At 43.5% G+C, this 14,082-nt stretch carries 9 protein-coding genes and 1 riboswitch; all 9 genes read right to left on the reverse strand.

What is annotated here, in order from left to right:
• Window positions 1-91: 91 nt before the first annotated feature.
• A complete protein-coding gene (locus LJE09_RS13760) occupies window positions 92-3,445 on the reverse strand; it encodes an AAA family ATPase (protein ID WP_227311455.1) in 3,354 nt (1,117 codons plus the stop codon).
• Window positions 3,442-4,605, reverse strand: a complete 1,164-nt coding sequence (locus LJE09_RS13765; RefSeq protein ID WP_330594246.1) for an exonuclease SbcCD subunit D — start codon at window positions 4,603-4,605, stop codon at window positions 3,442-3,444. The genes LJE09_RS13760 and LJE09_RS13765 overlap by 4 nt, the downstream gene beginning before the upstream one ends.
• A gap of 40 nt (window positions 4,606-4,645) precedes the next feature.
• Complete coding sequence (locus LJE09_RS13770) at window positions 4,646-5,389, reverse strand: DeoR/GlpR family DNA-binding transcription regulator (RefSeq protein WP_008703558.1); 744 nt, start codon at window positions 5,387-5,389, stop codon at window positions 4,646-4,648.
• A 294-nt stretch (window positions 5,390-5,683) separates the two neighbouring features.
• The gene (locus LJE09_RS13775) at window positions 5,684-5,941 is read right to left on the reverse strand and encodes an HPr family phosphocarrier protein (RefSeq protein ID WP_020993975.1); all 258 of its coding nucleotides are present in this window, start codon (window positions 5,939-5,941) and stop codon (window positions 5,684-5,686) included.
• A gap of 59 nt (window positions 5,942-6,000) precedes the next feature.
• Window positions 6,001-7,914 (reverse strand): PTS fructose transporter subunit IIABC, encoded by a 1,914-nt coding sequence (locus LJE09_RS13780; protein WP_173679345.1) that lies wholly within the window; start codon window positions 7,912-7,914, stop codon window positions 6,001-6,003.
• A gap of 17 nt (window positions 7,915-7,931) precedes the next feature.
• The gene (pfkB, locus tag LJE09_RS13785) at window positions 7,932-8,843 is read right to left on the reverse strand and encodes a 1-phosphofructokinase (protein ID WP_055152893.1); all 912 of its coding nucleotides are present in this window, start codon (window positions 8,841-8,843) and stop codon (window positions 7,932-7,934) included.
• Window positions 8,844-9,162: 319 nt separating this feature from the next.
• Window positions 9,163-10,578 carry an alanine/glycine:cation symporter family protein gene (locus LJE09_RS13790; RefSeq protein ID WP_118409254.1) on the reverse strand — a complete coding sequence of 472 codons (1,416 nt, stop codon included), beginning with the start codon at window positions 10,576-10,578 and terminating at the stop codon, window positions 9,163-9,165.
• Between the two features lie 136 nt (window positions 10,579-10,714).
• Window positions 10,715-10,846: riboswitch (glycine riboswitch) on the reverse strand.
• Between the two features lie 235 nt (window positions 10,847-11,081).
• Entirely contained in the window at window positions 11,082-12,761 is a 1,680-nt protein-coding gene (locus LJE09_RS13795; protein ID WP_008703563.1) for an acyl-CoA dehydratase activase, read from the reverse strand.
• A complete protein-coding gene (locus LJE09_RS13800) occupies window positions 12,754-14,025 on the reverse strand; it encodes a 2-hydroxyacyl-CoA dehydratase subunit D (RefSeq protein ID WP_227311456.1) in 1,272 nt (423 codons plus the stop codon). The genes LJE09_RS13795 and LJE09_RS13800 overlap by 8 nt, the downstream gene beginning before the upstream one ends.
• Window positions 14,026-14,082 lie beyond the last annotated feature (57 nt).

A 14,082-nucleotide genomic window follows, 5' to 3' on the forward strand; every position in this document is an offset into this window, starting at 1 on the left:
CAATATTAATTTGGTTAAAATAAACAATTTAAAATGTTTTTCAGACACGCTCTAGCAAAGCGGATGATTTTATCCGCTTGACCATAAAATCTCATCCTTCTATACAGATCGTACTTCCAACTCCATCTTCTGTCCGTTTCTTTGTTACTATAATCTTCTTATCAATACGTTCTTTCAGCTCTGCTACATGGGAAACAATCCCCACCAGTCTGCTTCCCTGACTGAGATCCTTCAATGCGCGGATTGCCTGATCAAGGGCATCTTCATCCAGAGATCCAAAACCTTCATCCACAAACATGGTATCAAGCTGGATCCCACCGGAGCTTGACTGAATCTCATCGGAAAGTCCCAGTGCCAGAGACAGAGATGCCTGAAATGTTTCTCCGCCTGATAAGGTCTTGACACTTCGGACAGTTCCATTGTAATGGTCTACTACATCCAGTTCCAGACCGGTTTTCCCTACCCTGCTCTTGTTTTCTTTTCTGCGAACTAACTCGTACTGACCGCTGCTCATGGTCATCAGACGGATATTGGCACGCGCAAGAATGCGATCAAAATACTGCATTTGGATGTAAGTTTCCAGCATGATCCTTGCCTTACCTGTGATTGTACCATTGGCAGTGTCTGAGAGAGATTTCATCCACTTCCAGCGGGTTTCCGTTTTCAGAAGTTCTGTCTGCTGTCTGCGGATTTTTTCATACATGTCACTGTTGATTTCCAGGCGGGCATGGATTTCATCACGATTTTCTGAAAGTGATTTCTTTTGCTGTGCAAAGTTTTCTTTCTGAGCATTCAGTTCCTCAGCTGAAATACTTATGGATTCTTTTAACTGTTCTGTCAGAGATGCAATTACCGAATCCAGTTCTGTCATTCTCTTTTCTAATACTTCTCTCGCTTCTGTTACTGTTTTATAATGTATTTCAAGCTTCTTTTGTTCCTCAGTCTTAAGCTGGATCTGAGACAGGATTTCTTCCTTTGTCCTCTCACCCAGCTCTTTTTCCATATTCTCTCTCTGCTTCTGCAGCTGCTCATATCTGGATTTCTCTGCTGCTGTCTGCTGCTGATTCTGATTGATCTGGTCTGTGATCGTTGTAAGTTCTGTCTGAGTCTTACCAATCTGCATCTCCAGAAGTTTTCTCTGTTCCAGAAGTGCTGTCAGATCCTTTTGTTTCTGTTCCAGAATATCCTGCTGCTGTTTTAGCCATTCTGCCGCTTTCTTTCCCTGCAGCAAAACCTGTGATACATTACCAGTTTCCTTTTGATACACCGTTTCACTGCTATGATCCTGTAACAGTTCCGGATCAGTTTTCATCCTCTGTCTTGCATCTTCTTCATAGATCCATGAAAGTACAGGTTCCTTCAATTGGTTATTCAGCTGTTCCTGAATGCTCTCCAGCTGGCTCTTCCTCTTTTCAAGACTGATCTGTAATTTCTGAAATTCTTTTGCATGCTGCTCCGACTGTGTGGTGAACTCTTCCTTTTTCTTCAACAGATCCTGATAAACTTTTTTCTGTTTTTGGATTTCTTCTAATCCTGTCTGTACGCTGCTTTCCTGATTTTTTATAAATAAACATAATTCATGATCAGAAAGTTCATTTCGAAGTATTTCTTGTGTTTCCTCTTGTGGCAGAAACTGTGCTGCATAGCTTTTAAACCCTTCTGTCAATTCTTCCCTGCAACGCTGCAGCAGTCCTGCTGCCTCTCCTGCCTGCACACTTGCGTCAGATGCCGCTTTTTCCGCAGCTTCTGTTAACTTTTTCTGTTTTTTCAGTTGTTCTTCTGTGGGAACTTCCTTCGGAGTCTGCGTAAGCTTTGGATGATGAACAGAACCACATACCGGACACGGCATTCCATCCTGAAGTCCTGCTGCCAATATCCCCGCCTGCCCATCCAGATAAGCCTGTTCCATTTTGTTCAGGATTTCTTTTATTTCTGCCCGTTTCTGAGAAGCGGTCAGATAAGCCTTCTTTTTGCTTTCTGCTTTCTTTTCCAGATCCTGATACCGTTTCTGCTGATCTTCTATTTTCTGTATCTGCTGCAAACATACGACCAGGCTGTTCTCTTTGATTTCCAAATTCCCACCGGAAACAATTTTCTCTTCCAGATCAGTCAAATCCTTTTTTATCTGTTTCGCAAGTTGTTCTTCCTGTCCGGACTGTATTTTCAGTTCACTGATTTTTGTCTGAAGAAACTCAAGATTTCCGCAGTTCTTATAAACTCCTGCATAAAGAGTATCTATTTTCTCTTTCCGGAAATCTGTTTCTGCTTTTTCTTTCTCCGCACTGTCTGTTGTCTGATATTCTTTTTGTTTTTGTTCAAGAACAGTTTTCTTTTCTTTCTGACGATTCTGCAGCTCTGTACCGTCCGTTCCCAGTTTCTCTATCTGCAGGGAAGCCTTCTCTGTTTCTCTGAGCAGATTTTCCAGATTTGTATAACGCTCCAGATTCTCTTTTTCTTTCTGTATGGAAAGCATCAGGCGTTGGATCTCCTCAGGTTCCTTTGCCCCATTTTCTGCAGCTTTTTGTGCCTGTTCCAACTGCGGAAGCAATACCTCTTTCTCTTGCTGAAGCTGTTCCTTCCTTGCCTTTGCATCTGCTTCTTTATGAGCCTTTCCCAAAAGCTGATTTACTTTTTCCAGTTCTTTATCGTTCTCTTTGATCTGCTTATTCAAATTTTTCAGCATCTCTTTATCTGCCTTCAGAAACTGCTCCAGGATTTCCAGACCTTCTTCCAGATTTCCCTCAAAGCCATTCTTCTCCATCAATATCCACTGTTGTCCCAACTGGTCTTCTGTAGAATATCTGACCTGTTCCGTATACTGGCGGATACTTCTCAACAGCTCTTTATACGCCTTGTCCAGACCACCGGCCTCGAATTTTAATTTTTCCTGAATCACCTTATAAATATCCGTATGGAAAAGCTTTCTGAAAATGTTGCTGCGTTCCTCTGTGTCAGCCAGCAGCAATTTCCTGAAATCTCCCTGTGCGATCATAGCAATCTGCGTAAACTGCTTCATATCTAACCCGATCAGATCAGTAACTGTCTGATTCACTTCCTTCAGCTTTGTCACAGGAGCTCTTCCATCAGAAAAAGTAAGCAATGCTTCCCCTTTTTGGGTGGTCATTCCGGTACCTCTGGTCTTTGGGCGCTCATAATCCGGGCTTCGCTTCACTGTATACACTGCATCTTTATATTCAAAAATATATTCCGCATACGTAGGTGTTTCCGGTTTTGCATACTTACTTCTGAGCATGGATGCCTCCCGGACTCCTCCGCTTGTCTCCCCATACAACGCAAATGTAATCCCATCAAAGATCGTCGTTTTTCCCGCTCCCGTATCTCCGGTCACCAGAAAAAGGCCCTGTCCTCCAAGCTGTGTAAAATCGATCACAGTCTCATCCGCATATGGACCAAATGCAGATAATGTCAACTTCAATGGTTTCATACGCGCACCTCCTTCAGATCCTGGATCAGTTTTTCCACAAACTCTGTCTGCTCTTCTTTCATAGGTTCATTATTTAACAGCTCATAAAACTCCTCAAACAGCTCCAGCTCTGACTTTTGTTCCTGAACCTCCACTGCCTGAACCTCCCGGTTCTCACGTGTTCGTTTATTGTCATATTCCAGACGCATCAGATTGGGATAAACAGTACGCAGCTTCTGGAGTGCCCCCGGCACATCTTCCTCATCTGTCAGAGTAATCTGAAGATAATCCATCTTATTTTCAGCAGTATAATGATCCTTCGCTGTCACATCCATATAGGTTCCCCTCAGCTTACGCATATCCCGTCTGGGAATCAAAGGTACTGTACTGACTGTCACATTCCCCTTCTCCAGAAGCTCCACCACCGTTACCGACTTTTTATGATCTGCTTCTGAGAAAGAATACTTAAGCGGCGTCCCACTGTAGCGTAAAGTCTCTCTCCCCATCTTCTGAGGTCTGTGGATATGTCCCAGTGCCACATAGTCAAAATCCTTAAATACTTCCGCACTGACATTATCAAGACCGCCAACCGATGTCTCTTCCGAGTCACTTCTGTCTGCTCCGGTCACAAACTGATGTGCCACCAGCACATTTCTCTGTGTCGTATCGATCTCACACTCCTGCAGAGCAGCCATAACACCCTCTTCATAAGTATTAATGTCATCCCTCTGCAAAGCATGGCGTACTGCCGCAGGTTTCAAAAAAGGCAGAAGATATACAGATATTGGTCCATACTGATCTTTTAACACAATCCTTTTCATCTCTCCATCATAAACCTGCGAAATATAAATATCACTGCTTTCAAACAGCTTTGCCCCAAAGGAAAGCCTTTCTGCTGAATCATGATTTCCACTGATCATGTACACAGGAATCTCAGCTTTAGCCAGTCCTGTAATAAACTCATCAAACAACTGCACTGCCTCTGCCGACGGCACTGTCTTATCATAAACATCCCCTGCGATTAAAACTCCATCCACTTTCTGTTCCGCAAAGATTTTCATCATCTGATCCATAATATACCTCTGATCCTCCAGCATGGAAAAATCATGCACCCTTTTTCCAATATGCAAATCCCCAATATGCGCAAACTTCATCCCACATCTCTCCAATCTTAATATCATTCCTGCCTGCTCTGTCTGCCGGCGGCATACTGTCAATTATTTATTTCACTTTCAGAATATTTTTGCTATCCTGATACTCCTCCGGAATTTCTTCTGTAAGAATTTTAGCATCTGTAAACCCGCCGAATGTCACAGAACTTACTTCGCCAAACTTTGACTTATCTGTCAGAATATATACATCTTTGCACTGCTTCATTGCAGTACTCTTTACAATTGCTTCGCTGGTATCCGGTGTGGTGAAGCCTTCTCTTCTGGTGATTCCATTTGTTCCGAAAAATCCCTTTGTAAAATGATACATCTGGATCATCTGCATTGCCTGACTGCCTACGACTGCTTCTGTGGAACTCTTCAGTTCTCCTCCGATCAAATAAACCCGGATTCCCATCTTTGCCAGAGTCTGGGCGTGGGATACTGCATTGGTGACAAAGGCAGCTCTTACACCTGCCAGATATTCCAGCATCAGGCCAGTGGTGGTTCCTGCGTCCAGATAAACAAAATCATCCGGTGTGATCAGGCTGGCTGCATATTTTGCGATCTTTTGCTTTTCTTCTTTATTTAATTCTGATTTCTGCGCTACTGTCGGTTCATAGGCAGTTACTTTATGATTTAATGCTACTGCACCGCCGAAAACCTTGGTAAGTTTTCCTGCTTTGTCCAATGCAGTAATGTCTCTGCGCACTGTGGACTCTGATGCATCCAGAAGTTCTCTCAGTTCTGTTACTGTAACACTCTTTTTTTCTTCCAGAAGCTTCAGAATAATATCAAATCTCTGTTCTGTAAGCATGTACCCCTGCCTCCATTGTATATTTGCTTTGATTGTTTACTTCTGATTATTTTCTCCGATATCTACAAATTGCTCCGCTGCTTCGCAGCTCCCGCAATTCTACAAACATTCGGAATCCGCAGATTTACTTCGTAAATCGCTACTTCCTCATGTTTGGCGGGTCCCAAGTTCAAAAGTCTTATCGTGCAAGCACGAACGACTTTCTGCCTTTTGACCCTGATATTTCATTATAACAGAAACAGGAGATGAATGCATCATCTCCTGTCTGTCAGTTTCTTATTTTATTCCGTAAATTTACAGGTTGTCCTGCATGAATTTGCTCACTGCTTCATATGCTGCTTCTTCATCAGCACCTTCGATTGTGAATGTTACTTCATGACCTTTCTTAACGCCAAGTCCCATCAGTGCAAGAAGTTTTCTGCAGTCTACTTTTTTACCTTCTTTTTCAATAGAGATTGTTGACTCAAATCCCTTTACCAGTTTTACAAGTTCTCCTGCAGGACGTGCGTGGATTCCTTCGTTGTCTGTAACTACATACTTAAATTCTTTCATTTTGATATCCTCCATGTTCTTTATTTTAATTTTTTGTTATTGCTTTTTTATTTCGCTGCTTATGCTGCTTTCTTCTTTAACAGACCAAGAAGAACTGCAGAGATTACTGTTCCCGCAACCAGTGCGACCAGGTACATAACTGCGTTTCCAACCACAGGGAATACGAAAATTCCACCGTGTGGTGCCATCAGTGTACAGTCGAATGCCATGGAAATCGCTCCTGCCACCGCAGATCCTACGATACAGGAAGGAAGTACACGAAGGGGGTCAGATGCTGCGAATGGAATCGCACCTTCTGTGATAAATGCAAGACCCATGATAAAGTTGGTAGGACCTGCATCTCTCTCTTCTTTTGTGAACTTATCCTTAAACAGCAGTGTTGCCAGTGCAATTGCACAGGGAGGTGTCATACCGCCGATCATAACTGCTGCCATAATATCATAGTTACCTGCTGCAATTGCAGCTGTTCCGAATACATATGCTGCTTTGTTGAACGGACCACCCATATCAATAGCCATCATTCCGCCAAGCACAATGCCAAGTATTACTTTACTAGAACTTCCCATTCCTGTCAAGGCATTATTCAGACCTGTGTTGATACCGCCCATAACCGGCTCTACAATAAATGTCATCAGGAGTCCCATAACAAGGATTCCAACTACAGGATAGATTAAAACAGGAGCGATCTTTTCCAGGGCTTCCGGAAGTTTATCACATAATTTACGAAGTCCAAGAATAATATATCCGGCTGCGAAACCTGCAAGCAAAGCTCCAAGGAAACCAGATTTACCGTTGGCTGCCATCATACCGCCTACCAGACCAAGTGCAAGTGCCGGTCTGTCACCGATTGCCATTGCAATAAATCCGGCAAGGATCGGAAGCATGAATCCGAATGCTGTATTACCGATTCCTTTAAACAGAGCCGCTACCGGAGTAATGGTACCGAAGTTTGCTCTCTGATCTGCCGGAAGCGCACTTAAATCTACACTTAATCCATCGATCAGGAACGCAATGGCGATCAGGATACCACCGCCTACAACCAACGGAAGCATATGAGATACGCCATTCATCAGCTGCATATAGATCTTATGTCCTACACTGCCGCCGGATTTGTTACCGGCAGAAGATGTCTGGGAACCGGCTGCTGCGTGGTAGACCGGTGCATCCCCATTGATTGCTCTGTCAATGAGCTGATCTGCTTTACTGATTCCGTCGGATACCTGACATTCGATCACTTTTTTACCATCGAAACGTTCCATGGGAACCTTGGCATCTGCTGCGACAATAATACAGTCTGCATCAGCAATCTCCTGATCTGTCAGCACATTCTTTGCACCGCCGGATCCGCGGGTTTCGATCTTTACAAAACAGTTCTTTGCTTTTGCAGCTTTTTCAATTCCTTCTGCTGCCATGTACGTATGTGCGATACCTGTAGGACAGGAAGTAACAGCAAGGATCTTAGCCTGTGTTCCTTCTGCTGATCCGGTATCTGCCAGTCTCTCATCAATATCTTTCTTTTCACTGTCTGCCCTGTCAATAATATCCATAAACTCATCTACAGACGATGCATTGCGAAGAGATTCTGTAAACTCCTCATCCATCAGCATCACAGAGAGCTTGCTGAGTACATCCAGGTGAATGTTATCCTCTGTATTCGGCGCTGCGATCAGGAATAATAAGGTTACAGGTTCATCATCCAGTGCCTCAAACTCTACACCATTTTTGATGACCATTGCCGCAAGTCCCGGCTTCTTAACTGCATCACATTTACCATGAGGAATGGCAATTCCCTCGCCAATACCTGTTGTGCTCTCTTCTTCTCTTAAATATACCTGTTTACGATAAGCCTCACGGTCGCTGATCTTCTCACTCTTTACCATCAGATCAACTGCCATATCCAGAGTTTCTGACTTTGTTTTCGGAGCAGCTGTTAACGATACGCTTCGTCTGTCAAGCAGGTCTGTTATTCTCATCTCTTCTTCCCCCTTTATTATTTTTCGGTTATCTGACGATAAACCGCTTCTATTTCTTCCTTTGTTGCAAGATTTTCAGAAAATGCACTTGCACTTCCTGCTGCAATTCCCATGTGGAATGCATGTTCGTAATCCTTCTTCTCCATCCAGCCTGCAACGAATCCTGCTACCATGGAATCTCCTGCACCCACACCATTGACCAGCCTGCCTTTTGGTGCAGGTTCTTCAAATACCTGTCCATCCTCTGCTACCAGAACTGCACCTTCGCCGGCCATGGAGATCAGCACATTTCTTGCACCTTTTTCCTGAAGTTTCTTTCCATAAGGAATTACATCTTTTCTTGTTTTTAATTCTACACCGAAGATCTCGCCCAGTTCATGATTATTTGGTTTTACAAGGAACGGATGATATTTCAGGACATTGACCAGAAGATCCTTTGTGGCATCAACTACGATCATCACACCTTTTCCATCCAGCCTTGCCATGATCTGTTCATACATGTCATCCGGCATGGAAGATGGAATACTGCCTGCCAGGAAAAGTACATCGCCTTCTCCAAGCTCTTCCAGTTTCTTCATCAGTTCCTCTACTTTATCCTTGCTGATCACCGGTCCTGCACCATTGATCTCGGTTCCGTCAATAGATTTCAGTTTCAGATTGATCCTTGAAACCCCTTCACTAATTTGAATGAACTCAGATTTTACTCCCATCTCATGTAATCTACGGATAATTTCTTTCCCTACAAACCCTGCGGTAAATCCAAGTGCAGTGTTCTCAATCCCAAGATTCATAAGGACTGTGGAAACATTAATTCCCTTTCCCCCCGGAAGCATCAGCTCTGAACTTGTTCTGTTTGTCAGCCCCAGTTTAAAATCATCTACCGAAACGATGTAGTCCAGAGATGGATTAAAAGTCACTGTGTAAATCATCTCTTCTTTTCCCTCCTGTTTTATATTGGTATCCTTTCGGAGTCTTTATTTCACTTGCACCAAAAGATTCCAAAAGTACATATTGTCATGTCTTTTCTGCATGTTCGTGACTGATTTTTGTTTATAATCTTAGTATACTGTCATATTCATTCAAAGTCAATCAAACTAATTCATAAAAATAATGACTGATTTTGGTTCACTTTGCACAAAAAAGTCATAATCAGTCAAATACAAGCGAAAAAATCCTCTGATCAGGATTGCTATAAATTCCATAATCAGAGGATTTACTGTTTTCTGTTATTTTATTACTTTTGATTCCTTACATTTTATGCTTTTCTGCTGCAAAGAACGCTTTTGTTTCTTTTACGATCACTCCACTTAATGCGAACAATGCGATCATATTCGGAATCGCCATCAGTCCGTTGAATATATCTGCGATCGTCCATACAGCACTTACTGTCATGTACGGTCCGATAAATACTGCCAGAATGTAAAGCCAGCGGTATGTAAGGATTGTTTTCTTATGTCCGTTTGTCAGATATTCCAGACATCTTTCACTGTAATAATCCCATCCAAGAATTGTAGTAAATGCAAAGAATACCAGACAGATCATTAATACAAATGCAGAAATCTGTCCAGGGATCGGAAGTCCATGCTGGAATGCATAGGTTGTTACCTGAACACCTTCCAGACCTTCTACCTGCCATGCACCTGTCAGTACGATGGAAAGACCTGTCATTGTACAGATCACGATCGTATCAATAAATGTACCAGTCATGCTTACAAGACCCTGACGTACAGGCTCTTTTGTCTGAGCTGCTGCCGCTGCGATAGGTGCGCTACCAAGACCTGCTTCATTTGAAAAAATACCACGAGCCACACCTTTCTGCATGGATACGATCATTGTTCCTACCACACCGCCTGTCACTGCTGACGGATTAAAGGCTCCCTTCACAACTGTTACGATAGCTGCCGGGATCTCTGTAATGTTTAAAAGAATCAGCGCTACACTGAAGATCAGATAGATCACCGCCATAAACGGTACAATAATCTGGCTGACTGTTGCAATTCGTTTCAGACCACCGATGAGGATTGCTGCAACACAGGCTGCAAGAATCAGGGAAGAAATTACAACTGCCCAGGAATACTCTCCAAGAAACGGAATATTTACACAGTTTGATTTGTTCGGATCAAAGAAGTTCTGAACTGCACTGGAAATACCATTTACCTGGCTGAATGTACCGATTCCGAAAAGACCTACACATACACCAAAGAATGCAAAGATCTTTGCAAGCCATTTCCATTTTGTTCCCATACCTTTCTCAATATAATAGAAAGGACCGCCAAGGCTGTGACCGTCTTCTGCTACCACACGGTATTTCACTGCAAGAAGACCTTCGGAAAATTTTGTTGCCATTCCAAAGAATGCTGCAAGAATCATCCAGAATAAAGCTCCGGGACCTCCGGCACAGACAGCAGTTGCAACACCGACGATATTACCGGTTCCGATTGTGGCACTCAGTGCTGTACATAAAGCTGCAAAGCTGGAAATCTCACCGTCGCCTTCTTCTTCGTTTTTAAACATCCATTTTAATGCAAGGGGGAGTCTTCGTATCTGAAGAAGTCCAAGTCTGGCAGTTAACAGGATGCCACCTGCCATGATCAGGACCATAAGGGGCACGCCCCAGACCAGATTGTCTACTGTTGTCAAAAAAGAATTGATCGCTTCCCACATAATAATAAATCTCCTTTTTCTTTTAAAAAGTGTAATATATTGTACAGCTGGGAAACAAAGTAATAACAGACCGTTTCAAAAATCAGAAGTTCAGAAAATACTGTTCATATAGTTCATATGAATCAGCGGGGATGATAAAGCATCCTCTGTCCTTTTGCCTGAGAGATTCAAGACACGAATCAGATAACCATTTGTGGGTAGCTATTGATAATTCGTGTTATTTGCACCTTCGGCCCCCGATCTAACGGGTGTCTCCAGAGAAACGATCCATTTGCAGTTCTTCCCTGCATCCAGGGAACCTGAGAGTTTTACTCCTTCGGCGGGTATAGCCTTTTGTGTGGCTTCCTCTTTCCTGCAAACTTCACCTCGTTAATTTGCTGTTACTGTGGTATACTATAGCTCTTAAATTTGAACTCGTCAATAGAAAATTAAACTTTTATAAAAAAAGTATAAAAATTCCAGAGATTTCCACCTTGTAAAATCCCTGGATATTTAAATAATTTTTATACATCAGCCATATCAGCCGCAAACAGTGCCGCGCCAAGTGCACCGCAAAGCTGAGCCTTGTCACTGATCACCAGCTTTGTTCCAAGCTTCTCTTCCAGTGTCTTTACCAGGCCCTTATTCTTAGAAACACCACCGGTCATCATATATTTCTCCTCACCGCCCACACGTCTGGTAAGGGCGGCAGTCTTTACGGCAACCGCCTTATTCAAGCCATGGACAATATCATCTGTTGCCTTATTCTGGGCGATCAGGGATACAACTTCTGATTCTGCAAATACTGTACACATACTGGAAATTGTAATATCTTCTTTGAATTCCAGCCCACATTCGCTCATCTGATCCAGATTCATTTCCATGGTACGTGCCATCATTTCCAGAAATCGTCCGGTTCCTGCCGCACATTTGTCATTCATAACAAAGTTTGCAACTGCACCGTTCTCATCCAGTCGGATCACCTTGCTGTCCTGTCCGCCAATATCAATAACAGTACGGACTTCCGGATTCAGGAAATGCGCACCTCTTGCATGACAGGTGATCTCTGTGATGCTCTTATCACCATTTTTAATAGCTGTACGTCCGTATCCGGTAGTAACCAGCGCATCAATATCTTCTCTCTGCAATCCGGCCTCCTTCAATGCTTCTGCAAGGGCACGATCTGCTCCGATAGCAGCTCCTGCTCCTGTAGGCAGGATAATACTGGTCACAATCTCATGGTCTTTATTTAAAATCACCACATCTGTACTGGTGGAACCACTGTCAATCCCTGCGAAATAACCTTTTCCCATTTTTCTCTCTCCTTTTGTGTCTCCATCTATGGTCTGCTCCAGTGTTTCAGGCTGAATGCTCTCTGCAAAAGCTTCCAGTCTGGTAAGAAGCTGACCGCTGCTCTGAATAGTATAATCTGATTCAATTTTTAAAAGAGGTACATCTGTATGGTTCTTGATCTCAGCATATTCGAAGCTGTAAAAATCACAAAACTTCACTGTATGATAAATAATCCCCGCAACAGACGGATCATTATAAAGCTTCTTACGACCTGTCGGGTCCATCATACGCATACATGGAATCTGCCCCAGAATCTCACCTGCATACCAGTCCATCAGCTCATCAAAAGAAGCACCCTCCGGTGGAAGTATATTTCCCACAGAACGGTTATGCACGCAGGTATCATTCTCTACAGGAAGAGGCATAGCTTTGCTGGTCATTTCAAATAATTCCTGCCCCATTCTGGCGCCAAGCACTGCAATATGGGACTTTGTGATTTTCTCCTGTGCATGGAAAGCAGCCCGGAATTTTCCGGCATCAAACTCTGTGCCTTTGTACTGTGCATAAGCCTTCGCCAGCCCTTTTAACTGTACAGCCATACGCTCTCTGCTACAGGCACTGTCACAGTGAAGCACATCCAAAATATAGAGAAAATCCAGCTTGCCGCTTTCCAGCAGAATGTCATAGACACTCCGGATAGTATCACAGCAGCTCACCAGGACAAGTTCCTTGATTTTCCCCTCCATGACTCCTTCCAGAAGTGTTTTTCCAAAACCGCAGATATTGGGATGTGAAACCTGATCGGCCAGGTCAAATCCCTCCGGCATATGATTAAAGTTCTCACATTCCCCGCCAAGAGATTCCAGAAGTTCAATTGGGGTATATTTACAGACATAGTAAGTTTTATTCATTCTCAGCACCTCCCAGCATTTCCAGAAAAGCTCCCAGCCTGGTGGAAGTCTGTCCTTCTCCTCCATGGCTTCGATCACACCCGTCACCGTCCAGGATCAAAAGGGGCAGACCGGCTTCCTCGAACTTCTTCTTTGCAAGCTGTGCCGCACCAAGCGTATGTTTACATCCCCAATGTCCAAACCACACAGCACCGTCTGCTCCTGCCTGTTTCGCATGGCGGATACCGGCTTCAATCCTTCTAAGGGCACTTCCGTTCAGTGAATGATATACCATTCTTTCTGCCATTGCTTCAAAGGGGTTCTCAGGATCAAAATCCGGCTCACAGGTTTCTGCAAGTTCACATCCTACGATCTGGGCTTTCTCACTGAAGCAAAGCTCCTGGCGCACTACATCCGACCAGAATGGAATGGTATGCATCCAGTAAATGTGTTTCCCTTTCGCTGCCGGTGCTTTCTTAATATCTTCAAGAAGCATCTGTGTATACTTCTCTTCTTCTGCTGTTCCCAGAAGGATATTGTTTGTCATTCCTGCATATAAGGGTGTGACCAGATCAGAGGGCACATATCTGTCTGCACGCATCTGCTGATATTTTTTGTAATTCTCCAGAGTCCGCTTACTGCAGGCAAGACGTTCCTTTAATCTGTCCTCAGAGATTGTTTTTCCTGTATTTTTTTCCAGAAATATTTTTAAATCCTTTAACTGATCTGCCACATACTGTACATTCTCTGTGGTCTGATTCCATGGTACATCAATGGCAAATACAGGTACCTGGTAAAAATCTGCCAGGGTACGGAAGGTGAGCAGGTTAGCATCGCAGGTCAGGTTGGTATAAACAATACATTTAGGCTTTGGCAGAAGTCCTTTCTGCGCTGCACCAAGAAATGTCTTGTGATAACTGCACAGTGTCTCTGCAATTCCCTGATTCTCTGCCTGCTGCAGAAACGCCCTCTCTGCTTTGCTTGCAGAAAGATAGCAGGAAAATCCCTCTACATTATAAGGATGTAATCCCACCTCCTGCATCATTTCGCAGGGTGTAAAAATACTTACAATAACAGAATCTTCCGGTTTCTGAAGGGGCCACAGCATGGTATCCATCATCAGGTTTGCAAGATGCCTGTCTGCAGGCATCAGTCTCTTGTCCTGCATGTAACGGAATTTCAGATTCTGCGCCTCCCAGCCGGTTTTTAACAGCCGGCGGGCTGACTGAGGCTTTTTATCCGTCAGATTTTCCACATAATGACCAAATGTCTCAATAATCTCCATAGTCTGTCTCTTCCTCATTATGGTAATAATAATTTATCAGTTGCCAGCGTACAAATA

Origin of the sequence: Blautia sp. DFI.3.45 (assembly GCF_020593505.1) — a bacterium.
Taxonomy (GTDB): Bacteria; Bacillota; Clostridia; order Lachnospirales; family Lachnospiraceae; genus Blautia_A; species Blautia_A wexlerae.